The organism is Methylophaga sp. OBS4 (assembly GCF_026319305.1).
Classification (GTDB): Bacteria; Pseudomonadota; Gammaproteobacteria; order Nitrosococcales; family Methylophagaceae; genus Methylophaga.
In genome coordinates this window covers 15,940-40,729 of record NZ_JAPDMV010000009.1, presented here as the reverse complement: position 1 = coordinate 40,729, position 24,790 = coordinate 15,940, and the positions used below count along the sequence as shown (strand labels likewise).

The 24,790-nt window shown below is 50.4% G+C and carries 22 protein-coding genes and 2 tRNA genes; 18 read left to right on the top strand and 6 right to left on the bottom strand.

Features of this window, described 5'->3' with window-relative positions; all coding sequences use genetic code 11:
• Positions 1 to 20: 20 nt before the first annotated feature.
• The 3 genes from OMP95_RS04060 to hemA form a co-directional block, all read right to left on the bottom strand.
• Positions 21 to 632: a CBS domain-containing protein gene (locus OMP95_RS04060; protein ID WP_266326209.1), complete on the bottom strand. Its 612-nt coding sequence runs from the start codon at positions 630 to 632 to the stop codon at positions 21 to 23.
• 462 nt (positions 633 to 1,094) lie between these two features.
• Positions 1,095 to 2,183 (bottom strand): peptide chain release factor 1, encoded by a 1,089-nt coding sequence (gene prfA / locus OMP95_RS04055; RefSeq protein ID WP_266326207.1) that lies wholly within the window; start codon positions 2,181 to 2,183, stop codon positions 1,095 to 1,097.
• Positions 2,180 to 3,439 (bottom strand): glutamyl-tRNA reductase, encoded by a 1,260-nt coding sequence (hemA, locus tag OMP95_RS04050; protein WP_266326274.1) that lies wholly within the window; start codon positions 3,437 to 3,439, stop codon positions 2,180 to 2,182. Before hemA ends, prfA begins: the two co-directional genes overlap by 4 nt.
• A gap of 116 nt (positions 3,440 to 3,555) precedes the next feature.
• On the opposite strand from hemA, the gene OMP95_RS04045 reads away from it, so the two are divergent.
• From OMP95_RS04045 to OMP95_RS03970, 16 genes are all read left to right on the top strand, one after another.
• Positions 3,556 to 5,340 carry a tetratricopeptide repeat protein gene (locus OMP95_RS04045; RefSeq protein ID WP_266326205.1) on the top strand — a complete coding sequence of 595 codons (1,785 nt, stop codon included), beginning with the start codon at positions 3,556 to 3,558 and terminating at the stop codon, positions 5,338 to 5,340.
• Positions 5,337 to 5,936, top strand: a complete 600-nt coding sequence (gene lolB / locus OMP95_RS04040) for a lipoprotein insertase outer membrane protein LolB (protein ID WP_266326203.1) — start codon at positions 5,337 to 5,339, stop codon at positions 5,934 to 5,936. Before OMP95_RS04045 ends, lolB begins: the two co-directional genes overlap by 4 nt.
• Positions 5,933 to 6,793 carry a 4-(cytidine 5'-diphospho)-2-C-methyl-D-erythritol kinase gene (ispE, locus tag OMP95_RS04035; RefSeq protein WP_266326201.1) on the top strand — a complete coding sequence of 287 codons (861 nt, stop codon included), beginning with the start codon at positions 5,933 to 5,935 and terminating at the stop codon, positions 6,791 to 6,793. The genes lolB and ispE overlap by 4 nt, the downstream gene beginning before the upstream one ends.
• A 19-nt stretch (positions 6,794 to 6,812) precedes the next feature.
• Positions 6,813 to 6,887: transfer RNA gene (locus tag OMP95_RS04030), tRNA-Gln, on the top strand.
• 90 nt (positions 6,888 to 6,977) lie between these two features.
• Positions 6,978 to 7,913 (top strand): ribose-phosphate diphosphokinase, encoded by a 936-nt coding sequence (locus OMP95_RS04025; protein ID WP_266326272.1) that lies wholly within the window; start codon positions 6,978 to 6,980, stop codon positions 7,911 to 7,913.
• Between the two features lie 110 nt (positions 7,914 to 8,023).
• On the top strand, positions 8,024 to 8,707 hold the full coding sequence (locus OMP95_RS04020; RefSeq protein ID WP_266326199.1) for a 50S ribosomal protein L25/general stress protein Ctc: 684 nt from the start codon (positions 8,024 to 8,026) through the stop codon (positions 8,705 to 8,707).
• A gap of 23 nt (positions 8,708 to 8,730) precedes the next feature.
• Entirely contained in the window at positions 8,731 to 9,303 is a 573-nt protein-coding gene (gene pth, locus OMP95_RS04015; RefSeq protein WP_266326197.1) for an aminoacyl-tRNA hydrolase, read from the top strand.
• 8 nt (positions 9,304 to 9,311) lie between these two features.
• Complete coding sequence (gene ychF / locus OMP95_RS04010) at positions 9,312 to 10,403, top strand: redox-regulated ATPase YchF (protein WP_266326195.1); 1,092 nt, start codon at positions 9,312 to 9,314, stop codon at positions 10,401 to 10,403.
• A gap of 397 nt (positions 10,404 to 10,800) precedes the next feature.
• Positions 10,801 to 11,574: an HpcH/HpaI aldolase family protein gene (locus tag OMP95_RS04005; RefSeq protein WP_266326193.1), complete on the top strand. Its 774-nt coding sequence runs from the start codon at positions 10,801 to 10,803 to the stop codon at positions 11,572 to 11,574.
• 35 nt (positions 11,575 to 11,609) lie between these two features.
• A complete protein-coding gene (locus OMP95_RS04000; protein ID WP_266326191.1) occupies positions 11,610 to 12,776 on the top strand; it encodes an ATP-grasp domain-containing protein in 1,167 nt (388 codons plus the stop codon).
• Positions 12,776 to 14,485 carry an IucA/IucC family protein gene (locus tag OMP95_RS03995; protein ID WP_266326189.1) on the top strand — a complete coding sequence of 570 codons (1,710 nt, stop codon included), beginning with the start codon at positions 12,776 to 12,778 and terminating at the stop codon, positions 14,483 to 14,485. The genes OMP95_RS04000 and OMP95_RS03995 overlap by 1 nt, the downstream gene beginning before the upstream one ends.
• Complete coding sequence (locus OMP95_RS03990; RefSeq protein WP_266326187.1) at positions 14,485 to 15,663, top strand: MFS transporter; 1,179 nt, start codon at positions 14,485 to 14,487, stop codon at positions 15,661 to 15,663. Before OMP95_RS03995 ends, OMP95_RS03990 begins: the two co-directional genes overlap by 1 nt.
• Entirely contained in the window at positions 15,638 to 17,407 is a 1,770-nt protein-coding gene (locus OMP95_RS03985) for an IucA/IucC family protein (protein WP_266326185.1), read from the top strand. The genes OMP95_RS03990 and OMP95_RS03985 overlap by 26 nt, the downstream gene beginning before the upstream one ends.
• Before the next feature lie 2 nt (positions 17,408 to 17,409).
• Positions 17,410 to 18,597, top strand: coding sequence for a type III PLP-dependent enzyme (locus OMP95_RS03980; protein WP_266326183.1), 1,188 nt, complete (start codon positions 17,410 to 17,412; stop codon positions 18,595 to 18,597).
• A gap of 209 nt (positions 18,598 to 18,806) precedes the next feature.
• The gene (locus OMP95_RS03975) at positions 18,807 to 19,838 is read left to right on the top strand and encodes a phospholipase A (protein WP_266326181.1); all 1,032 of its coding nucleotides are present in this window, start codon (positions 18,807 to 18,809) and stop codon (positions 19,836 to 19,838) included.
• Positions 19,839 to 19,896: 58 nt separating this feature from the next.
• Positions 19,897 to 19,973 (top strand) — tRNA-Met (locus OMP95_RS03970).
• A gap of 203 nt (positions 19,974 to 20,176) precedes the next feature.
• Here the strand turns inward: OMP95_RS03970 and OMP95_RS03965 are convergent.
• From OMP95_RS03965 to norR, 3 genes are read right to left on the bottom strand one after another with little or no spacing between them, the layout of a single operon-like run.
• The gene (locus OMP95_RS03965) at positions 20,177 to 20,404 is read right to left on the bottom strand and encodes a hypothetical protein (protein WP_266326179.1); all 228 of its coding nucleotides are present in this window, start codon (positions 20,402 to 20,404) and stop codon (positions 20,177 to 20,179) included.
• A 21-nt stretch (positions 20,405 to 20,425) separates the two neighbouring features.
• Entirely contained in the window at positions 20,426 to 21,001 is a 576-nt protein-coding gene (locus OMP95_RS03960; protein WP_266326177.1) for a cytochrome c oxidase subunit 3, read from the bottom strand.
• 23 nt (positions 21,002 to 21,024) lie between these two features.
• Entirely contained in the window at positions 21,025 to 22,584 is a 1,560-nt protein-coding gene (gene norR, locus OMP95_RS03955) for a nitric oxide reductase transcriptional regulator NorR (RefSeq protein ID WP_266326175.1), read from the bottom strand.
• 316 nt (positions 22,585 to 22,900) lie between these two features.
• On the opposite strand from norR, the gene OMP95_RS03950 reads away from it, so the two are divergent.
• Both OMP95_RS03950 and OMP95_RS03945 read left to right on the top strand, forming a co-directional pair.
• Positions 22,901 to 23,350, top strand: coding sequence for a c-type cytochrome (locus tag OMP95_RS03950; protein ID WP_266326173.1), 450 nt, complete (start codon positions 22,901 to 22,903; stop codon positions 23,348 to 23,350).
• Between the two features lie 14 nt (positions 23,351 to 23,364).
• Positions 23,365 to 24,777, top strand: a complete 1,413-nt coding sequence (locus OMP95_RS03945; protein ID WP_266326171.1) for a cbb3-type cytochrome c oxidase subunit I — start codon at positions 23,365 to 23,367, stop codon at positions 24,775 to 24,777.
• Positions 24,778 to 24,790: the final 13 nt, after the last annotated feature.

Below are 24,790 nucleotides of genomic sequence, written 5' to 3'. Positions count from 1 at the left end.
AAAGATTCACAATATTAAATTTAAAGATTCACAATATTAAACTGTTCTGAAGGACTGAATGGGCGATCCATACCATTGACAGCTTTGAAGATATCAATAAAAGTTGTTGGCGTTGCAATCTCCACCGGTATATGCAGTCGTCTTGCAATGTCTGATGCGGAAATAATGCCACGTATTTGATGTTGATCCTTATCAACAACCAAACAATGTGATGTGCCATTTTTTTGCAATGCATCAAGCACGTCACCAATAGTGGCATCGACGAGTTGCTGATAATTAACCACCTTTTGTTGAGAGCGTGGGATCATCAGATCACGAACATTGATATCCTCACGATCTATGCCTTGATTCTGCAATATCTGAATATGCTGACCATTAAGTTCCTGCAAACTAATGGTACCAATCAACTCATTGTTTTCATCAACAACCAGCTTGAGCCGGACATGTGCTTTTTTCATCAGGTAATCTGCTTGCATTGCCGGTGTATCGGCATCGATGACCAAAGGTAAGTGCTGTTTAAAGTCCGTAAAAATAGTTAGTGCAGGTGAGTCGATGGTGATTTCGTTGAAATCTTCCGGTTGAACCAGGTGTTCAACATTATCTAATGCCATTAAATGGATTTTTTTCATCATAAGCTCCTGAAAGCAATGCGCTATATGAGATAACTTGCGATTTTGGCAAGTTAAAGACTTTGGGCGTTAGGCAGGAATGAAAGATGAATGGGGTGGTGCTCTGATCGCGATAAGGCGATAGCGTTGGAATGGGGCGGAACGAGACCGGCACACGGGGTCTGTAGTCGAGTTAAAAACGGGGTCAAGCGCCTCCAGTGCTGGAGGGATAATACTATTATCGTCATCAAATGTTGCCGTCAAATCAGGCCTAAAAGAAGAGGCCTCCTGTTCAATGTTCTCTCTTACTGCTAGTTGCGTTTCAGCAAAAGTGACATCAAAACTGGCTAACAGAACAAGTAGACAGAGAATGCGTGAAATACTCGTTTTCGAATCCTCCATTCAGTCGTTAAAATCTACTTTAGACGAGATGGTGACCTTGTTAAGAGTTCTGCCAGGAATAAAAGTCGGATAGTAGCAGTGTCGTTAGTTTTCACCCGACAGTAATGCCAGCTGATCGGCTTGGTATTCGTTGATTAACGGTTCGATCACCTGATCCAGGTCACCCTCAACAATCTCACTCAGCTTATATAGTGTCAGATTGATACGGTGATCGGAAATACGACCTTGGGGGTAGTTATAGGTGCGAATACGTTCACTGCGGTCGCCACTGCCCACCAGAGATTTACGGGTCTGGGCCTGTTCGGCTTCCTGTTTCTGGATTTGCTCGGCCATAATGCGCGATTGTAATACCGACATCGCCTTGGCGCGGTTTTTATGCTGTGAGCGTTCTTCCTGACATTCGACCACAATCCCGGTCGGAATATGGGTAATGCGGATAGCCGAGTCGGTTTTGTTGACGTGCTGACCACCGGCGCCTGAGGCCCGGAAAGTGTCGACACGAATGTCGGCGGGATTGATATCGATTTCATCAATTTCATCGACTTCCGGCAGAATGGCGACTGTACAGGCCGAGGTGTGAATACGGCCTTGTGATTCGGTTTCCGGTACTCGTTGCACACGATGGGCACCGGATTCAAATTTCAGTCTGGAGTAGGCGCCTTCACCGACAATACGACAGATGATTTCCTTGTAACCGCCGTGTTCGCCTTCCTGAGCATTAATGATTTCAACCTTCCAGCGCCTGATTTCGGCATAACGGCTGTACATTCTGAACAAGTCACCTGAAAAAATGGCTGCTTCGTCACCACCGGTACCGGCACGGATTTCCAGGAAGATATTACGTTGATCGTTCGGATCTTTGGGCAGCAACAGTTTTTGCAGGTTGAGTTCGAGTTCTTTCTGTTTCCGTTCAGCCTGAGATAATTCCTCACGGGCCATTTCCCGCATCTCTGCATCTTCTTCTTCCAACATCAGTTTAGCATCATCAATAGCTGCTAACGTGCGGCGATATGCAGTGAAATTGTTAACAACAGGCTCTAACTGGGCATATTCTTGCGATAAAGTGCGGAACTTGTTCTGGTCGGCCATGGTATCGGGATCCGCGAGTAAACCGCTGATTTCTTCATGGCGGTCGACCAATGATTCCAGTTTCTGCTCGATGGATTCTTTCACTTTTGATCCTTGATATTAAACAGACGGCGGGCTGATTCCAGCAAATGGCCGTCTTCATCAAAGCCGGACTGGCGTAGCTGCCGGCTGGGTTCATGCAATAATTTATTGGTCAGCGTGCGGGCCAGTTCGGTCATGGCCAGCTCGGGTTTAATGCCTTGTTCTAGTTGACGCAAGGCTTTTTCGAGTGAGCGCTTACTTATTTCTTCTGCTTCATCGCGTATTGCTCTAATCACCGGGACTGCATCTTGAGTGCGTAGCCAGGCCATAAAATGATCAACCTGGGTATCAATGATTTCCTCTGCCTGCATAGCAGCATCACGCCGCGATTGCAGATTTTCTTCGATAATATCGTGCAAGTCATCGACACAGTAGAGGTAGATATCCTCCAGTTGTCCGACCTCGGCTTCGATATCTCTGGGTACGGCAATATCGACCATAAAAATAGGTTTGCGTTTACGAATTTTCAGCGCTCTTTCCACCGCACCTTTACCGAGGATGGGCAACTGGCTGGCGGTTGAACTGATCACGATATCGGCTTCAGCCAAATGTGCGGGCATTTCACTGAGACTGATGGCATAACCATCAACTTGGGTGGCGAGGTTGTGAGCACGCTCGATAGTGCGGTTGGCAATAATGAGTCTATTGATGCCGTTGTCGAACAGGTGTCTGGCGGCCAGTTCAATCGTGTCACCGGCACCGATAAGCAATGCCGTGGATTCACCCAGGCTGCTGAAGATTTGTTTAGCCAGGCTGACAGCAGCAAAAGCTACGGAAACAGGGCTGTTACCAATGGCCGTATCTGTTCGAACCTGCTTGGCGACCGCAAAAGCGTGCTGAAACAATCTTCCCAGCGATTTCCCCAGGGTAGCGGCGTTCAGCGATTGACTGTAAGCGTCTTTGAGTTGCCCCAGGATTTGCGGTTCCCCCAGCACCATGGAGTCCAGCCCGCAGGCCACCCGAAGTAAATGACGAATCGCATCTCCGTTCTGGTATTGGTAAAGATACGGCGTGATGACGCCATCTTGTTGCCGGTGGAATTGATGCAACCAAGCCAGGATCTCATTGTCTGAGTCATCATCAATACAGCAGTATATTTCTGTACGGTTACAGGTTGATAAAATAACTACTTCAACCACGGACTCTTGCTGATTGAGCGCAGTGAGTGCGGCCGGTAACTCGTTTGCATCAAAGGCGAACAGTTCGCGAATGTGCACGGGGGCCGTATTATGGTTGATGCCGTAGGTAACAAGATGCATATTGAGAAAAGTCGTCGTTAAAATGCTGGTAAACTCTACAGCCGTATTCAATCGTCTGGTGTCAGATAAGAACAATACACCATTCTATCAAAATCAAACGTTCAGGTCGTTTTAATATGGGTTCAACGCAATCATTCTGGAAGAATGTCAAGCAATTCGTGAAACGCGCAGGCCTGTGTGGTATGCCGCTATTCCTGTTTGCCTGTGCCTCTACCCCGGCACAGCAAACCACGGCTTCTGATAATGCAGAGCCTTCCTCAGAGCAGATCGAGACACAATCCAGACAAGAATTAGCGAATACAGATACGGCCAACCTGCCACTGACCCCTGAGCTAATCTACTATATTCTAACAGCAGAGATTGCCGGACAACGTGGTGAAATGGGCGTTGCGGTGGATCTTTATCAGCGTGCTGCCGAACTCGTCGATTCGCCCGAACTGGCCAGCCGCAGCGCCCAAGTGGCGACATTTTCAAGAAACCAGCAACGCATAAATCGGGCGCTGGAACGCTGGATTGAAGTGGATCCCGGCGATGCCGATGTTTACATCATGCAAGCCCCCTTCCTGATGCTGGACGGTGATTATGATGGTGTGGTCAAAGCTGTTGATAATGCACTGGCGCTGGAACCGGACAAAGCCAAAGTTTATCTGGATCGTATTTCTGAAAACCTCAGTGAAATGGCTGATCCGGAACAAGCCCTGTCGACGCTGGAGCAATTGCAGCTTTTCAAGCAAAATCACCCTGCAGCGCATTTTGCTTATGCCCGCATGGCGGCTTTTTATAAAGACTATAACAAGGCGCTGGCCACCTTGGATCCGTTGCTGGCGGCGGCGCAGAATGAGGATTATCTGGTACTCAAGGCTGAAATCCTGCAACGTACCAATCGTGCTGACGAAGGTCTGAATCTGCTTGCCAAGGCAGCTAAACATGAAGATGCCAGCAATGAATTACGCTTTACTTACGGCAAATTGTTGGGCGAGAGCGGCCAAATTGAAGAAGCCCGGGAGATCTTTGATGCCCTGCATGCAGAAAATCCGAATAACCGGGACGTGCTGTTTGCTTTGGGTCTGCTGGCATTGGAAGAAAAAAACGGCCAGGAGGCCAAGTCTTATTTCAGTCAGCTGCTGAAAGTGGGGGACCCCACCCAGCAGGCAGCCTATTTTATGGGGCTGGCGGAAGAGCTGAATGGCAATATTGATGCAGCTTTAGTCTGGTATGCCTCAGTCCCGGCACAAAGTCATCGCTTTGATGCCGCCCAAACCCAGTACATCAATCTGCTGGCAGAGCGCGGTCAGATTGATAAAGCGCGTGAGCATCTGAAACTGATGCGTCATGAGCAGCCGCGACGCGCGTTGCAGTTTTACCTGTTTGAGGCGGGGTTCTTGCGGGAGCAGAGTTTGCCGCAGGCCGCTTTTGATCTGCTTACCGAAGCGCTGGAACAATATCCACAGAATAATGAAGTGTTATACAGCCGGGCTATGGTGGCCGAGTCACTGGATAAACTGGATGTGCTGGAAGCCGATTTGCGCATGATTTTGGCAAAAGAACCTGACAACGCACAGGCTCTGAATGCATTGGGATATACGCTGACTGACCGCACTGATCGTCATCAGGAAGCCTTGCAATTGATCAACAAGGCGCTGCAGATCAAGCCGGGTGATCCGTTTTATCTTGATAGTCTGGGCTGGGTCTATTACCGGCTGGGCGATCTGGAAAAGGCCGAGAAATATTTGCGGGAAGCTATACAGATCCAGCCAGATGTTGAGTTTATTGCTCATCTTGGTGAAGTGCTGTGGGAGCAAGGTAAAAAAGACGAAGCCATGCAGGTCTGGCAACAAGGCATTAAGCAGGACTCCGATAACAAACTGTTACGGGAAACCATGCGCAGGTACGGTAAATGAGGCGTCTGCTGGTTGCACTGCTGGCTGTTACGATGACAGCCTGCGCGCCTGTCTGGCAGCAGGAACCCGGTGATCCTGCCGAAACGCTTTGGCTGGCCCATCAACAGCAGCAGGCCGAGATGGGGGATTGGGCTTTTCGTGGACGCACCGTCATTATTCAGGGTAAAGAAGGCTGGAATGCCGGGATCAGCTGGCAGGAACAGGGCGAAAATTATCTTATCAAGCTCTCCGGGCCATTTGCACAGGGCGGCATTATTCTGGATGGCAATGACCGGCAAGTGACGCTGACGCTGGATGACGGTGAAAAAATGACGGCGGCTACTCCCGAGCAGTTGCTGGCAGAAGCGATGGGCTGGTTATTACCGGTGAGTGCGCTGCGTGACTGGATCCGCGGGATTCCGTATTCGCAACTGCCGGTGGATAGTCAGCAACTGGATGCAAAAGGACGGCTGACTTTGCTGAAACAGGCTGGATGGGAAATCGAATTTTTGCGCTATATGCCGTTTGAGAATTATTCCATGCCCTCCAAAGTCTTTATGAAACATCCCGATCTGAGTGTGCGACTGGTAGTGTCTGACTGGAGACGTCCCAAGTGAATGACTGGCCGGCACCGGCTAAGTTAAACCTTTTTCTCCACATTACGGGCCGCCGCAGTGATGGCTATCATGAGCTGCAAACAGCGTTTCAGTTCCTTGATTATGGTGACAGTCTGCAGTTCGATGTGACAGAGGATACACGTCTGCAACTTACTGCGCCTGTAGCAGGGGTGAGCGATGAAAATAATCTGATTCTGCGCGCTGCGCGGCTGTTGCAACAATATGCCGGCGTACAAAAAGGGGCGCTGATTTCGGTGCAAAAACGCCTGCCCATGGGCGGTGGTTTAGGGGGTGGAAGTTCCAACGCGGCCACCACATTGGTGGCGCTGAACGCGCTCTGGCAGTGCCATCTTTCTGCCGCTGAATTAGCGCAAATCGGACTGAAATTAGGCGCAGATGTCCCCGTTTTCATTGCGGGTCATGCCGCCTGGGCTGAAGGGGTGGGTGAAAAATTGACGCCAATATCGCCCACAGAACCTTGGTTTGCAGTGATTGTGCCGGACTGCCATGTTTCCACCGCTGAAATATTTTCATCTTCTGAATTGACACGGGACTGCGAACCTATCACAATATCGCGCTTCCTTTCGGGGGAAGGCAGGAATGTCTGTGAAGCTGTAGTGAGAAAGCACTATCCGGCAGTTGCAAATGCACTGAATTGGCTGGCAAAATACGCCGCGCCGAGGATGACTGGAACAGGGGCCTGCGTTTTTGCTGATTTTGATAATCAAGCAGAAGCACAAAAAGTAGTGGATAATCTGCCCTCCAACTGGCAGGGTTTTGTGGCCAAAGGCTGTAACCGGTCGCCACTCACTACATTCGCATTGACTTCAAAGAAGTCAGATGTGACTGCAAGATGATAGAATGAGTTTTTACAGTTGGGGTATCGCCAAGCGGTAAGGCACTGGGTTTTGATCCCAGCATTCCCAGGTTCGAATCCTGGTACCCCAGCCACTCTTTTGTTTTTATGATAGAAAACTCGGCGCCTCTACCGTGACCCAAAACCGACTTCTCCAGTTACAGCAACGTACAGCCGACAGCCGCATGATGGTATTCACCGGCAATGCCAATCGTCGTCTGGCTCAAGATATCGCCAATTTCCTCAATATCTCCATTGGTAAAGCCACCGTTGAAAAATTCAGCGACGGTGAAGTGATGGTCGAGATTCTCGATAATGTCCGTGGCAAGGACGTATTTATTGTGCAACCGACTTGCATGCCGACCAATGATAATCTGATGGAATTGATGGTGATGACCGACGCGATTCGTCGCGCCTCAGCCAAACGTATTACGCTGGTTGTGCCTTATTTCGGCTACTCACGCCAGGATCGCCGTCCACGCTCGGCCCGGGTTGCAATTACGGCCAAGGTGGTGGCGAATATGCTGACCGGTGTCGGCGCTGATCGGGTATTGACCGTAGATTTGCATGCTGATCAGATCCAGGGCTTTTTCGACTGTCCTGTGGATAATGTCTATGCTTCACCTGTATTGCTGGGCGATATCTGGAAGCATAAATATCAGGATCTGGTGGTGGTTTCACCTGATGTCGGTGGTGTGGTACGTGCCCGCGCTTTGGCGAAACATCTGGATGTGGAGCTGGCGATTATTGATAAACGCCGTCCGCGTGCCAACGAAGCCAAAGTCATGAACATTATCGGTGATGTTGAAGATCGTGTCTGTGTTTTGATTGATGATATGGTCGACACGGCAGGCACATTGTGTGCTGCCGCAACCGCTTTGAAAGAACATGGGGCAACCCGCGTGGTGGCGTATTCCACGCATCCGGTGTTATCGGGCCCCGCTGTTAAGAATATCAGCAACTCTATTTTGGATGAGCTGGTGGTGACGGACACCATCCCGCTACAACCCAATGCAGAGGCTTGCGACAAAATTCGCGTACTCAGCATAGCGGAAATGCTGGCTGAGGCGATGTACAGAATCAGTAACGAGGAGTCTGTCAGCTCCTTGTACATGGATTAACCGGTTCTGCCGGTTTAATTGCGCCGAACCTGGTCGCGGGTGAGGCTTTAGCCGCCTGAGGGCGGTATTTTTAATGGACCGGAAGGTCCGTTTTTATCTTGGAGAAAAAGATGGAAAATTTATTCGAAGTACATGCTGAAGCACGTACTGATGAGGGGAAAGGTGCGAGCCGCCGCCTTCGTCATGCGGGCAAAGTACCAGCAGTGGTTTACGGGGCAGACAAAGAGCCTGTGTCTGTGTCTCTGGATCATAACCAGTTCATTCGTCATTTGGCCGAAGAAGCATTCTATGCTCATATCTTGACGCTGGTTATTGATGGCAAGAAAGATCAGGTCGTTTTGAAAGATCTGCAACGTCACCCTGCCAACGACAACAAAATCATTCACGCTGATTTCCTGCGTATTGATGCTAAACATGCGATGACCATGACAGTACCGCTTCACTTCCTGGGTGAAGACGTTGCGCCTGGCGTTAAAGACGGCGGTCAGATTTCACACATGATTTCAGAGGTTGAAGTATCCTGTCTGCCGCAAGATCTGCCTGAATATATTGAAGTGGATCTGTCAGCCGTTGAGATGGATGGTTCGGTTCACCTGTCTGAACTGGTATTGCCAAAAGGCGTCAGCCTGACAGCATTGTCACATGGCCAGGAAGAAGCGCTGGAAGAAGGCGAACGTTCTTCTTACGACCAGGCCGTTGCCAGCATTCACATGCCTCGCGTGCAAGCCGTTGAAGAAGAACCTTCCGAAACAGCTGAAGAAGAAGGCGGTGAAGAAGAAGCAACTGAAGAGTAATTCAGTCAATATTGGGGAGCTGAATGGCTAGCTGGATCATCGCTGGGCTGGGCAATCCCGGCTCCCAATACGAACAAACCCGGCATAATGTCGGGTTCTGGCTGCTGGACCAGCTGGCGCGGGATCTCGGTGCGAACTTTAGTGTTCAGAATCGTTATCATGGTCAGTTGGTTCAGTGCTCTTTATCTGAGCACAAGCTGTATCTCCTCAAGCCACTCACATTTATGAACCGTAGCGGTCAATCTGTTGCGGCATTGGCTAATTTTTATAAAATTCCCCTGCAAAATATGCTGGTAGTGCACGATGAACTGGATCTGGAGCCAGGCACCGCACGACTGAAGCGCGATGGCGGCCATGGCGGCCACAATGGTCTGAGAGACATTATTGCGCAGACCGGGGGCAAGAATTTTCTGCGCTGTCGGCTGGGTATCGGTCATCCGGGGCACAGTCGCCTGGTGTCTGACTACGTGTTGAGCAAACCCTCGGCAGCGGATCGTCAACAGATGGAAACTGCCATCGATAACGTATTACGTATATTGCCAGAGATCTTGTCCGGTAATCTGGATAAGGCCATGAACTGGCTTCACTCACAATAGGATTCATCATGGGATTTAAGTGCGGTATTGTCGGCCTGCCGAATGTGGGCAAATCAACTTTATTCAATGCGTTGACCCAGGCTGGTATCGATGCCCAGAACTATCCGTTTTGTACCATCGAACCCAACGTCGGCATTGTACCGGTACCGGATCCGCGCATGGATAAACTGGCGGAAATCGTCAAACCGCAACGGGTATTGCCTACCACGATGGAATTTGTCGATATCGCCGGTTTGGTAGCCGGCGCATCCAAAGGCGAAGGTCTGGGCAATAAATTTCTTGCTAATATCCGTGAAACCGATGCGATTGCACATGTGGTGCGTTGTTTTGAAGATGACAATGTGGTGCATGTCGCCGGTCAGGTTTCGCCGTTGGATGATATCGAGGTTATCAACACCGAGCTGGCTCTGGCCGACCTGGAAAGTGTTGAAAAAGCCACGACTAAAACTGCCCGTGATGCCAAAAGCGGTGATAAAGCCGCCAGGGCCCGTCTGGAACTGCTGATGCAAATGCGTGATCACCTGGATCAGGGATTGCCGGTCAGAGCCATGAATCTGGACAAGGAGCAGCGGGCTTTGATGAATGGTTTGCACCTGCTGACCGTCAAACCGACTATGTATATCGCCAATGTAGCGGAAGACGGTTTTGAAAAGAATCCTGCGCTGGATGCGGTAAATGCACTGGCAGAAAAAGAAAATGCCATTGTGGTACCGATTTGCGCTGCGATTGAAGCCGAAATTGCCGATCTGGAAGATGACGACAAAATCGATTTCCTCGAAGAGCTGGGGCTGGATGAACCGGGTCTGAACCGTGTGATTCGCAGTGGTTATCAACTGCTGGGACTGCATACCTACTTCACCGCCGGGGTCAAAGAAGTGCGCGCCTGGACCGTCAAACTGGGCGCCACCGCACCGGAAGGTGCGGGCGTTATCCATACCGACTTTCAGAAAGGTTTTATCCGCGCCGAAGTCGTCAGTTATGATGATTTTGTGCAATATAACGGTGAACAGGGTGCGAAAGATGCCGGCAAATGGAGGTTGGAAGGCAAGGACTACATTATCAATGATGGTGATGTGATGCACTTCCGCTTCAATGTCTGACAAAGCCCAGTTCCGGCAGATTCAATAACATGCATTCAAGCCCCTCCAGCACGGAAGGGGCTTGCCTTATCGCCGCAGATAAGCCTTGGCGGTAAAGAAGTCCGCCTCTCAGCCCGGTCATTTATACAAAGCTACACCTTCTCTCACGCAATAGCGGCAAATTAACCTGCCTGCAACATGCACGGACTAAGTGCTCTTTGAATGCCAACGCCCGATTAGGGGCTCTTTCAATGTGATATTGACGGGCCCAGCGTCCCCATGGTGTTTTGGCAGAGCATTCTTGTGAGCACCGTCACAATTCCACGTCTTCCTTACCTTTACAAAGCCTGAGCTTTGAATTAAGGTGTGGTCTCAATTAATAAACAATAATCGTTATCATTTAGATTTAGATAATCATATGTTGAGACCCTTACCTATCAATGCCGCCTTGTCGGCTTCAGAGCCTGTTTACGGTTTACTGAACTCTGTGCCCCATCCGGTGATTGTGGAAATGATCGCTACCGCTGGTTATGACTTTGTCATTCTGGATCTGGAGCATCTGCCGCATGACGAACCCCTGCTGAAGCAGTGCATTCAGCTGGCGATGGCTAATCACTGCGCAGCGCTCATACGCCTGGCCAGTGTTGATCTTAAGCAAATCGGCCGGGTGCTTGATATGGGCGCCGCCGGTATTGTTGTTCCGCAAGCAGAAAATGTCGACCAGCTGGTTGAGATCAGCAAGGCCATGTTTTTCCCGCCCAGAGGAAAGCGTGGGATTACCGGCGGTTCAGTAACAGGTTTCGGCAAATTGCCGCTGGCAGATTATATCAGCCTGGCGAACCAGCAATTGTTACTGGTGCCGATGATTGAATCGGCGGCGGGCGTAGCGGCCATTGATGAGATTCTGAAAGTCGATGGCGTCAGCATGGTGATGGAAGGCGCATTGGATCTGGCGCTGAATATGGGGCTGGGCCCGGAACCGATGCATGCTGATGTGCAACTTGCCTTATGCCAGCTGGCGCAGCGCTGTCAGCAGCATGGCATGCCTTTTTGCGCGAATCCGCGCAGCGCAGAGCAACTCAGTTTATGGCGCGAGGCCGGCGTCACCACTTTTCTTTGTGGTGAGGACCGCGGTTTCCTGTATCGAACCCTCGCCGGGCGACTGCATGAAATGCACCCTACAGTTGCTTGATAACCCGTTGTTTTCAAAATTTCAGAGGTAACGTTATGCCGCAATCCCTTCCTTTTGTTTTTGTCACGCACGTTGTTAATGCCGCGGTCGTCGATGGTTTTATACCGGCGGCCCGGATGCTGGGCTATGAAATCATTCTGCTGACTGATCATGGTAAAGCCCATAGCGCGTTGCTGGGCCGCCGGGTCAGCGTCATCGAGTGTGATGTGTTCAATCCGCTGGCGATATTGGATGCCCTGACCGAAAAAGGTGTCAGCCCGGCGGCAATATTTTCCAATAGCGACCATCTGCAAACCGCGACTGCAATCGCTGCCGCCGCGCTTAACCTGCCGGGGAAAAACTGGCAGATCTGTTATGCGGCAAAAGAAAAGCTGCGTATGCGCCGCCGTTTGCAGCAGCTGGATTTGCCCAGTACCTGGTCAAAGCAATTGTTACCCGGCGGTAAAATTGAGGCGGACTGGCCCTATCCGCTGGTGGTCAAACCCAGCCAGGGGGTGGCGTCGATGGATGTCAGTCGGGTGGATGATGCGGCAGCATTGCTGCAACTGGTAAAGCGGTCTGCCCAGCAAGAATCCTTATTGCTGGAATCCTTTATTGAGGGCCCGTTATTTACACTGGAAACACTGGGTGACGGGCAGGATGTGACAGCCATTGGCGGTTTTGATGTTGAACTGTCCGAGCCGCCGTATTTTATTGAGAAGCAGGCACGCTGGCCGGGAAAACAGGCACAGCAATGGCAAACAGAAGCGCTTGACCAGATCCGCCGGTTTGGTGTGGGTTTTGGTGTCTGTCACAGTGAATTTATCGCCACGGATAACGGTCCGGTATTGGTTGAAATCAATTACCGCAGCATAGGCGATGGCCGTGAGTTTTTACTTGATCGTTTATTACCCCAAGGCTGGTTTACGCCGATCCTGAAATTACATCTCGGACAACCGTTGTCACAGATACAGACATCCGCGGAGCAGGCCTTGATCCATTATTTGGTCGCCGAGCGTCCAGGCATCTTAAAGCAAGCCCCGACAGTGCCCGAGCTTGCTGGTGTCAGTTTCCAGCCGCTGAAACAAGCAGGCGAGAGCATTAACCTGACTTACTCCAACAAAGATTACCTGGGCGTGCTCTATCTGCGGGCAGAAGATGACGCGGCGCTGTCGAACCTGACTCGGCAAACGCTGGCGCAACTGGCGTGGGAGATTGCCTGATGAGTCAGCATGATTACATCACCCTGCGGATTATTAACGCCTGCCTGCGCGAAAATGTCGCCGATCTGTTGTCTGCCGGGCGTATTGTCGAAGATGAAGGCCAACACTGGTTGTATGTTGATCATCTTGAGCAGCCCCTAAGGCTTGCTGTCCGCGCCAGTCATTATATGCAGCCCTGGGTGGCCATTGCACCGTCGTGGCAGGTACACCGCTCAGACTGGCAGCACGAATCCGGTTACATGTGCTGGTTGACGCAGCTGTTGTACCAACAGGATGAGGAAACTAGGGATCTGTACCGTCAATATGCCGAGGAAGCGGCAGCAGCATGCGAACAAGGCGAGTTCTGCCAGCAGGCTTATCGACAACTGCAACATGAACTGTTGCGGCCGTTACAACAGCAGAGCTGGGGAGAACGGTTACGCCATGCCGATCAAATCGCCAGCTATCTTGATCATCCTTATTATCCGACGGCCCGCGCCAAGTTTGGCTTTGATAATTCAAGTCTGTTGAAATATGCGCCGGAATTCTGCCAGGCCTTTGATTTGCACTGGCTGGCTGTGGAACGCCAGCAGCTGACACTGACTGCGCCCCAGGCCGAACCAGCTTGGTGGCCGTCTTTTCAGCAAGTGGGGCTGCCGGCAGATCTGGCGCGCAGCCATTTTCTTATTCCGGTGCATCCGCTGACCTGGCAGCAGCTTGACAGCCTGCCCGCCGGTGCTTTGCGGGCGCCGAAGCCCTGTTTGCCGGTTTATCCGACCTTGTCGGTGCGCACGGTGCAATTGGCGGACTATCCTGATCAACATCTGAAAGTGCCGCTGGCGATGCGCACCTTGGGCCAGAAAAATATCCGCTTGATCAAACCGTCTACCTTGTACGACGGCCAGTGGTTTGCTGAAGTGCTGCCGTTATTGGCCAGCCGGGATCCGCTGTTGCATGGCCGCTATCGCCATGTCGATGAAAGCTTTTGCGGTCATCTCGGTGACGAGAAACTGTTTGCCTTTTTATTGCGTTGTTATCCACAGCCACGGTCGCAGGAAACATTGGCGCCGGTGGCGGCTTTGAGCAGTCCGATGCCCGATGGCCGCCCTTATCTCTGCTATGTACTGGAGCAGCCTGATATGCCTGATGTGGCTACATGGTGGCAGCAGTACTGCCAACTGATGGCGGATGTGCATCTGACGCTTTGGCTGCGTTACGGCATCGCCTTGGAGTCCAACCAGCAAAATGCCGTATTGAGCTTTACGCCGGGCCAGCCGCTCAGTTTGGTGATGAAGGACAATGATGCTGCCCGCTTATGGCCTCAGCGTTTCAGCGCGGCATGTCCTGATTTGCAGCAGCGGATGGCGCAGCTGCAGGATCAGCGGATCAGGGTTGATAACGAGCTGGCGCTGGCACAGATGTTTATTACCATTACCTTGCAGTTGGGTCTGGCTGCGGTGCTGGAAAACCTGGCCGACCAGGGCGTACTGAAGCGGGAGGCCGGTTACCAAACGCTGCGTGAGGCCCTGAACAGGACACTGCAACAGCTTGATGATGCCGGCGTGGCCACCGACTGTGCCCGGTCTTGTCTGTTTGAAGAGCCGGTGCAACCGGTGAAATATCTATTATTGAGCGGCAGCCTGCTGAGCAAACAGGCATCGGGCGCCGCCGATATCAATAAATATTACGGTCATACCGGCCCCAATTTTCTACAGCTTGGGTACTGCTGATGGGACGTGTTTTACCGGTAGTCCTGGCCTGCCACTTTCTGGCGGCATTTACCGTGCTCGGTATGCCGCTGTTCCTGCCCCGTCTGTTATCCGGTCTGGGCGTGGCTGCTGACAGCTTATGGATAGGCGTAATGTTCAGCCTGCCAACAGTGATGACGGCGTTAACCGCACCGTGGTGGGGTAAGTTTGCCGATCGTTTTGGCCGTAAAACCTCGTTGCTGCGTGCTTTGGGCGGCTTGGTGCTGGCATTCGTGCTGGCCGGGATTGCACCGTCTTTGCCGATCTTTGTGTTGGCGCTGGTGATGCAGGGGCTGTTCGGCGGTACGCTGGCGGCGGCCAATAGTTATCTGGCAGAGCAATTCGACACTGGGGCCTTGGGCAAGGCATTAAATTGGACGCAGTTTACCGCCCGCTTGGCACTGGTGCTGGCGCCGATTGGATTGGGCCTGTTGCTGGAGATCTATACTGCATCGCCGCAGCGTCTTTATCTGTGGCTGGCCCTGCTGCCCCTGACCGGATTGTTACTGGCGCTCTTTTTGCCGGTAGAGCACAGCTTATCAGCGCAGCTGGCGCAAGCGGCCGGCATAAAAGGCAAAACCGCGGCTGACCGGCAATCGTGGCCGCTGGCTTGGTTGCTGTTATTACAGTTTCTGTTCACTTTTTCGATGGTGGTGACGTTCCCTTATTTCCTGCCTTATGCCAGTCATTGGGTCAGCCAGGCCAGCGCTGTCGGAGTGTTGTACAGCCTGCCGCATTTGTTTTATCTGTTATTGCTGCCGCTGATGCATCAACGCCGGCAAGATCACCGACACCTGGCACTCGGCTTGTTATTACTGATGCTGGCGGCCGGCTGGCAAGCCTTTCTGGACAGCAGCATGGCTTTGGTGGCTGCCCGAATAATGTTCGGCATCGGTATTTTTCTGGCGTATTGCGGCCTTAATCAATTGATCAGTCAGGCAACGCTCAAACAGAGTGCTGGTTCATGGTTTGGCCGGCTGGACGCAGTGGGTAAATGGGCCGGTGTGATAGCGGGTGTTGTAGCCGGCTGGCTCTGCAGCTATGTGGATACCCGTGCCCCTTTCATTGCGTCATCGCTGGTGGCCTGCACGGCATTCATTATCGTATTTCTACTCATGCTCAAGGAGCCTCAAGATGTCAACGTTACTAGCAGCCGATGAATCCTTTTCTTCATTCCAGCCGTTGGTCGATTCACTGCGGGTGGAAGCGGAGTACCAGACCTTTACCGCCTTGCTAAACTGTTATATCCGTGAGTTTGCGCTGCCTGCCGGGCAGGTGACGGTTTCCTCCCTTGGTAATCTGCCTTTGGCGCTGACCAGCAAAATGCTGCCGGGAGAAGTAGTCAAACTGGCGCTGCCGCAGAGTGAGGCGTTGCTGGCGATCAAAGCGGACCGGTGGAGCCTGCTGAGCCGAGGCCGTTTTAATTCCGCCCCGTTTGTTAAACAGTTTGGTCGTCCCTGGCGGCCGGTAACAGCTGTTGATGCCATCAATGTGCTGCTGAAGGAAATGGCCGCCGTGCTGCAGCAAACGCTGAATATCGAGTTGCAGCAACAGATTGAAAACAGTATTGCCGTTACCTATGCTTTCCTGAGCGCGCCGGTCATCAAAAACGATGATGCGTTTATTAACAGTGAGCAAAGTTTATTGTGGGGCCACCCGTTTCATCCTACACCTAAAAGCCGCACCGGCGTTTCGATGCCGGATCTGCTGAGCTGTGCGCCGGAAGTCGGTGCCGAGTTTTCGCTGTTCTGGTTCCGGATCGATCCGGTTTTGCTGCAGCAGCGTGGTGCCCGGGATGTGCTGTCGATGCTGGGCACGCTGGCCGGAGAAGAGAACTGCTATCCCTGTCACCCCTGGGAGGTGGAACATATTTTACGCTCGCCTCTTTATCAGGCCGCCAGCCAGCACGGCCTGATCACGCCATTGGGCTACCGGGGACTGACCCTGTCGCCCACTTCTTCGGTCAGAACGCTGTATCGCGCCGATCAGCCTTATTTTATGAAGTGTTCGATTCATGTGCGCCTGACCAATTGTGTGCGCAAGAATGCCTGGTATGAACTGGAGAGCGCCGTATATCTGAGCGAGCGCCTGGAGGGGGCATTTCAACGCCTGGAAAAACATTATCCTGCTTTCCGCCTGATGCGCGAGCCTGCGGCAACCAGCCTGGATTTTTCGACGCTGGCTCAAGCGGGTGAGGAAGTGGAATTACGCCATCTGCAGGAGTGCTTCGGTTTGTTATACCGGCAGAACCTGACAGCTGATGAGCGGCAGCAGTACGAGATTGTGATGGCGGGGGCCGTATTTGCCTGGGACCGGTTTGGTGAGAGTCAATTACCGGCCCGTATACAGGTGTTGGCTAGTCAGCGCGAAATCAGTTACCAGCAGGCCGGTTTGCTGTGGTTATCAGCTTATTTGGATGCCTTGCTGCCCGGTGTGTTAAGTGCCTTTTTTGATGAAGGCATTATTTTTGAACCGCATCTGCAAAATACGCTGATTGGGCTGGGTGATGGGGTCCCGCAGCGGATCTGGATCCGTGATCTGGAAGGCACCAAATTGGATCCTGTTCGTTGGCCGCAGCACGAACTGGACGGCTTGTCGGCGCGGGCCCGCCAGTCAATTTATTATTCACGAGAGAAAGGCTGGCAACGTATTGCTTATTGTCTGTTGATCAATAACCTGTCAGAAGCACTGTTTCATCTGGCCGACGGCGACCGACAGCTTGAGCAACAAGGCTGGGCGCTGCTTGCAGAAAAACTTTCAGCCTGGGGTCATCAACCCGAAATTGTCGCCGTCTTGGCCGGCCACCCCATACCATCAAAAAACAATCTTCGCACACGTCTGCTGCAGCGTGCCGACAAGCAAGCCGACTATACGCAAATCGCGCATCCAATGGGGGAACAATAATCATGACCCCATCAGTTAATCAGGAACTTAGCCAGTTACAACAACAGCGTTCAACGCCATTTTGTGGTTATGTTTACGACCTGTCGGCGCTGCGCCGGCATATTGCCGACATGAAAGCGGCGCTGCCGGCGGGCTGCGAGCTTTTTTATGCGGCCAAAGCCAATCCGGATCCGGCTATTCTGCAGACATTGAAGCCTTATGTTGACGGCTTTGAAGCGGCTTCCGGTGGCGAACTGAACTGGCTGCTGCAGCATTGTCCCGAACATCGTCTGATTTTCGGTGGTCCGGGAAAATTGCCGGCAGAGTTAACGTCGGCGGTGGACAAGCAGATTGAAACTATTCATGTCGAGAGCCTGACCGAACTGCAGCGTTTGGCCGATATTGTGAGCCGGCATCAGACACCGGTGCAGATCATGTTACGAATGAATATTGCCCTGGAAGGCCTGCCTACCACGCGCCTGACCATGGGCGGCAAGCCGACGCCTTTCGGACTGGATGAATCGGAGTTGCCACAGGCGCTGGCCATGATAAAAGCAGTGCCGCTGTTGCAGTTACAAGGGTTTCATTTTCACCTGATGTCACATCAGTTGAACGTCGATAATCATCTGGCATTGATCGGACTTTATTTGCGTAGCGTGAGAAAGTGGTGCGGACAGTTTGCTATTGATGTACCGGTGATTAACGTTGGCGGCGGTCTGGGTATTAACTATCTGTCCCCGTCACAGCATTTTGACTGGCAGCGTTTTTGCCAGCAACTGCCCACAGTGATCTGCGAGCAGCAGGCCGAGCGTTTTCGCCTGCGTTTCGAGTGTGGCCGCTATGTGACCGCTACCTGCGGCTTTTACGTGATGGAGGTGCTGGATATCAAAAACAATCTTGGTGAATGGTTTGCTATCGGCCATGGCGGCACACACCATTTCCGGACGCCGGCGGCTCAAAGCCACGATCACCCGTTCAGCATATTGCCACGCCAGCGTGGTAATGCTGTCAGTATCGAAAACCAGAAAGTCACGCTGGTGGGGCAGCTTTGCACGCCCAAAGATGTCCTGGCGCGGCGGCAGCACGTCGACTCGATAGCTATTGGGGACTGGATAGTGTTCAGCCTGGCAGGCGCCTATGCCTGGAATATCTCGCATCAGAACTTTTTGATGCACGAAGCGCCGGAAATGATTTATCTGACCGGCACCTAGTCCGTTTTCACCCTGTCGCTCGCGCTTTTACCGGGTAGTGTTTATCCTGGACTAACGAATTATTATCAAGATTGCTAGTATAATTAACCAGTCTGGCCGCAGGTCTATCTCTACCGGCGATGTTATGCATTTCCGTTTCAATGTGTCGCCAGTCTGTTATAACTATTCAATCAGTTCTCGAAACATTCAAACTCAAGCCGGGGTTAGTTATGAAAAGCATACTGTCTGCGCTGTTCCTGGCAGCGTTCTGGTGGCCTTTTGTGATTGAGGCCGACGGGCAGTTTGATCAATGTTTGCTCAGACAAATGGCGACCGCCGACGATACCCTTACCATCGGCGAGCTAAGGCAATTTTGTCAATCAGAGCAGGCTCAGCAGGATATGGCGGAGACGGCGACTGATGATATGGGGGTTGAAGTCACAGAAAATGGCGTGGAAACTGAATCGGCGATTAGCCGTCGCCTGTTTCTGGAAAAGAAAGAAGCCCGCAATCCTTTCGTGTTGCTGCCACACAAGCCCAACTACATCATTCTCAGCAACAATATGAGCTCACCTAATGAGCGACCGTTTGAACTGGCTGATCCGGCTGAGGATGTACAGTTCCAACCTTGGGAAACCAAATTCCAGATTAGCCTGAAACTGCCCGTTGCCCGGGGGTTGTTCAATAACCGTGCGGATATGTTTGTAGCCTACACCAACCGTTCTTTCTGGCAGCAATTTAACAAGGATGGCTCCGCCCCTTTTCGGGATTCCAATCATGAACCTGAAGCCTGGTTGTCATTTCAAAATGACTTTGAGCTGTTTGGCGTGAAAAACTCGATTATCCGCACCGGCTTCTCCCATCAATCCAATGGTCAATCGGGTACCTTATCTCGTAGCTGGAACCGCGTTTATGCCGACTTCGTTTTTGAATATGATGACTTGTATTTCTCATTCAAACCCTGGTGGCGAGTGCCAGAAGACAGTGATAATGATGACAATCCTGATATCGAAGACTATATGGGGAATTTTGAACTGGGCGCCTTATACAAAGTCGGAAATAACACCTTCGATGTAATGCTCAGAAACAATTTGGACTTTGGTGATAATCGTGGTGCTGTACAACTGGGCTGGAGTTTCCCGCTGACCGAGCGTGTTCGAGGTTATGTACAATGGTTTAATGGTTATGGTGAAAGCCTGATTGATTATGATGCCCACAGCAACAGTATCGGCTTTGGTATTCAGCTCAGCGACTGGCTATAAAAATGGCTTTAGTTCTTGATATTTGGCAGTCATCATCGTAAAATGGCGCGCTTCATACGGCTATGTAGCTCAGCTGGTTAGAGCACATCACTCATAATGATGGGGTCGGTGGTTCGAATCCACCCATAGCCACCACATACATTCCATCAGCGATCGCTGTGATTCTCAAAGCCCCGCCCAGTGCGGGGTTTCGCGTTTTTGTGTGTTCGGAAATGTCTGGTGGAGTCTATTGACATCGCCGATCCTCGGGGGCGGGCCATGTTGACTAAACAAGATATTCAGGTTCAAGAGTCATTCTGCTGGTCAGCTCTCAGCCTGCCCCAACTGCCGGCATTAATTTAAACCGTAATAATAAGAAAACATACTAGCGGTACCGCGACAGAGTAAAGCAGCATCGCGTTGCGCCAGAGCAACGGCGCATGATGCAATTCCATAAACACTTCACTGACCGTAAGAAGTTTTACGATAGTAAACAGCATGATCAGCAACTGCAGACTTTTAATATTAAGTCCGGCCATCATAACAGTTGCTGTTATCAGGAATAGCCAGTAAAACCATAGTTTCATATTTAACGACTCGCTGTTAATTCAGGCGATGTATATCAGTAGAAACAGAATTAACCACAGCATATCGACCATATGCCAGTAGCTGCCCGCTGACTGCAGTCCTTCCAGGCCGGGTGGAGGATTGGCTTTTTGGTAACGGCTGCGGAAATTATTCAGAATGATCAGTGCCAGAATAACGTGCAACCAGTGGAATAAAGTCAGAAAGAAATAAAAGCTGAAAAATGTGTTGGTGTGCAGGGTATAACCCAAACTATAAAGTTGCTGCCACTCCCAAAATTTTATGCCGATATAAACAAAGCCACAGAGCATCGCCAGCAACAAATGCCAGGCAACACGTGTATGTTGTTGCGATCGCGCTTTATTGACAGCCAATGCTACAAACAGACTGGCGGTCAGTAACATGACGGTATTGATAACGCCCAAGTCTAAATGCAAGACAGCTTTATATTGATCAAACAGGCTGTAATTCAGACGATACACAACCGAATAGGTCAGAAAAAATAACGCAAAGGTAGTTACCTCTACAAAAATAAATAACCAAACACCCGCATTACCCGGCAAAACCTTTGCTTGTCTGCTACTGAGGCTATGATTCATAAACACTCCGGCGGTAACTATTTTTATTGTTCCAACCGTTTCATCAAACGGTGAAAATTTCCTCTGTCCAATCCCAAAGAACGAGCTGCAGCACTTCGGTTACCATCAAACTGGTTCAGTCTCTCTTCAATCAGATACCTGAGGAACTCATCTTGTGCATCACGAATGTTGTCAAAATGACTAAACCGGTTCCATTCTGTCGTTAAATCAGTTAATAGCTCTTTCTCGACAGAGTCAGTTTCCGAAACAACGAGGTGCAAACCTAAATTCTTTTCTTGCAATGTAACCGGGTCTGGGTGTTTTTTACCTGCTATTGCTTTTAACGCAGCCCGACTGATTAAATGCTCGAGTTCACGCACATTTCCCGGCCAGTTATAGGCCAGCAAAGCCTGTTGTGCCGCCTGTGATAACCTGAGTCCTCTCACACCCAATCGGCGTTGATTTGCCTCCATAAAATAACCCGCCAGCAATAATATATCGTTTTCCCGGTCACGTAGCGGTGGGACGGTGACCGGATATACAGACAAGCGGTGATACAAGTCGGCTCGAAATTGTTTCTGCTCAACTTCCTCAAGCAGGTTGCGATTCGTCGCCGCCACAATTCGTACATCTACTTCTCTATGTCGATCACTGCCCACCCTCTGTATTTCACCACTTTGCAGTACTCGTAATAATTTAGCCTGGAGAGACAGCGGCAATTCACCAATTTCATCAAGAAACAAGGTTCCGCCATGTGCAATCTCAAATTTACCGGCACGGTCAGTTGTTGCACCGGAAAAAGCACCTTTAACATGACCAAACAACTCGCTTTCTGCTATTCCTTCAGGTAATGCTGCACAGTTGATATAAACCAATGAATTTTTATTTCGTTGAGATTTGTTATGCACAGATCGCGCCACTAATTCTTTACCGACCCCGGTTTCACCCAAAATCAGCACGGTCAGGTCAGACCGTGCAACCACATCTATTTCATTGCGTAATTTTTCTATTGCAGGACTATTCCCCACAATTTCCACCTGCTGGTTTTGTTCTTGCAGGGTTGCAGCAACTTGATGTTCATGCTCGGCACGGGCTGCTAATGCAGCAATACGGCCGGCGGCTTTTACTGTCGCTTCGGTAAGACCAATAAATGTTTTCAGAATAACCGGTTCAATTTGATCAAAACGGCGGGGGTCCATCGCATCCAGCGTTAATACCCCCCACGGCCGATTATTAATATGCAGTGAGGCACCCATGCAGTCGTGAACATGCAGCTTATGGTCACTGTTTTCGACAAGTCCGTCATAAGGATCCGGCAGCTCACTGTCTGCAGCAAACCGGACGGGATCACGAGAATGTAAAAGCCTTTGAAGCCGGGGGTGCTCATCGACTTTGAAACGCCTGCCCATTGTATCTACCGATAGCCCCCTTACTGCCAAAGGCTTTAGATAACCATTCTCAAACTGGAGTAATGCGGCAGCATCACAAGGAAAGATATTCACGACTTCCTGTAGTAAGCGACTATAGCGCTCCTCAGCAGGTAGATCGCTGGAAATATCAGAAACCAGGCGGATAAGTGCTTTATAAAAAACGGGTGATGTCATAAGTACAACTTTTGTTATTTTAACAACATTATGGGCGCTGTCTAAATAACAACATGCTTTAGCAGTTTATTTAGAAACCGTAGTCGTAATCATATCAGCCATAGCCAGAATAATCACAAAATGGCCTTGTATCACCCGGTTTGGCGGGCAATTTTTCGTATGCAATGGCCGGGTACAGACCAGTTAAAGCTATTTGGCATGGTTCTGGCTATGGCTCCTATGGGTTAAGCAAAATTAGCTCGGATTGTTTAAGACGGAGAACAACTAAAAATGTATTTATCTATCAAGGTAAAGACTTCCATTATGAGGAGGCATTATGGCGACTGAATTTTTTAACAAGGGGATGGCTCGTAATATTTATTACGGCGGCAGCTTCTTTTTTGTCCTGCTGTTACTGGGACTAACGGTTGATACGATGCTGGTTTTACCAGAACGGGATAACCGCCACTTGATTACTGAGTCTGTCGCTGAGGGTAAGCACTTATGGGAAGTGAATAATTGTGTGGGTTGTCATTCCCTCATGGGGGAAGGTGCCTATTTCGCACCTGAGCTTGCTAATGTTTTCGATCGCTATAGCAATGGTGACGAAGACGCATTCAAAGGTTATCTGCGTGGTTGGATGGCAGCACAACCTCTGAATGTTCCGGGACGGCGTCAAATGCCTCAATTCAATCTTACTGATGAACAAGTAGATGCGCTGGCCGATTTTCTGATCTGGACTTCTCGGATCAAAGATAACAACTGGCCGCCTAATATTCAGGGTTAATGAAGGAGTTTGTAATGAAGTTTCAGTCTCAGGCGGTGGCAAAACCGTATTTTATTTTCGCGCTCATTTTATTTGCCGGACAGATTCTGTTTGGTTTAATTATGGGGCTACAGTATGTTGTGGGTGACTTTTTGTCCCCATACATTCCTTTTAATGTTGCCAGGATGGTACATACCAACTTGTTGATTGTCTGGTTACTGTTCGGGTTTATGGGAGCTTCTTATTACCTGGTACCAGAAGAAACGCAAACGGAGTTATACAGCCCGTTACTGGCAAAAATAACCTTTTGGGTCTTTGCTGCAGCAGGTGTCGCCACGATTCTGGGTTATCTGCTAGTGCCTTATGCTGAGCTTGCCCGTTTAACCGGGAATGATCTGCTACCCACAATGGGGCGTGAATTCCTGGAACAGCCGACTATTACAAAAATTGGTCTGGTTGTGGTTATTCTGGCATTTGTATTCAATCTCGGCATGACCATTCTGAAAGGTCGCAAAACAGTCATCAATATGGTGTTGATTACCGGCCTTATCGGCTTGGCAGTATTGTTTCTGTTTTCATTCTATAACCCGTCAAACCTTGTACTGGATAAATTTTTCTGGTGGTGGGTTGTTCATCTCTGGGTTGAAGGTGTCTGGGAACTGATCATGGGCGCTATTCTGGCCTTTGTCCTGATTAAAGTCACGGGCGTAGACCGTGAAATTATTGAAAAATGGCTGTATGTCATTATTGCTATGTGCCTGATTTCCGGTTTGATCGGCATGGGACATCACTATTTCTGGATTGGCCCTGGTGAATACTGGTTGTGGTTGGGCTCAATTTTCTCTGCTATAGAACCACTTCCGTTTTTCATGATGATGCTGTTTGCCTTCCGAATGGTTGAACAACGCCGAATTCATCATAAGAATGAAGTAGCAACACTGTGGGCGAAAGGTACTGCGGTCATGGCTTTCCTGGGTGCAGGTGTATGGGGCTTTTTACATACGTTGGCTCCCGTTAACTACTTCACCCATGGGTCACAACTTACAGCAGCGCATGGCCATCTTGCCTTTTTTGGCGCATATGCGATGGTTGTAATGTGCATTATTTCCTACGCTATGCCAATCATGAGGGGACGGCCTCAGGGTAACTCACTTCAAGCGCAGCGGTTAGAACGCTACGCATTCTGGAGTATGTGTATTGCAATGATAGGCATCACTTTGGCGCTAACCGTTGCCGGTGTATGGCAAGTAGCATTGCAGCGTATTCCTGATGATGCTAATGCCATGGCATTTATGGCAACACAGGAAGCCATCAGTCCTGCTTACTGGGTACGACTCGGCTTTGGCCTGTTGTTCTTTAGTGGTTTGGTTGCCTATTTTGCTAGCTTCTTTGTAAGTGGTGAAACCGTTTCTGAAACAGAAGCGAAAGCCGTTACCAATCCTGCATGATGTTTTGATAAGC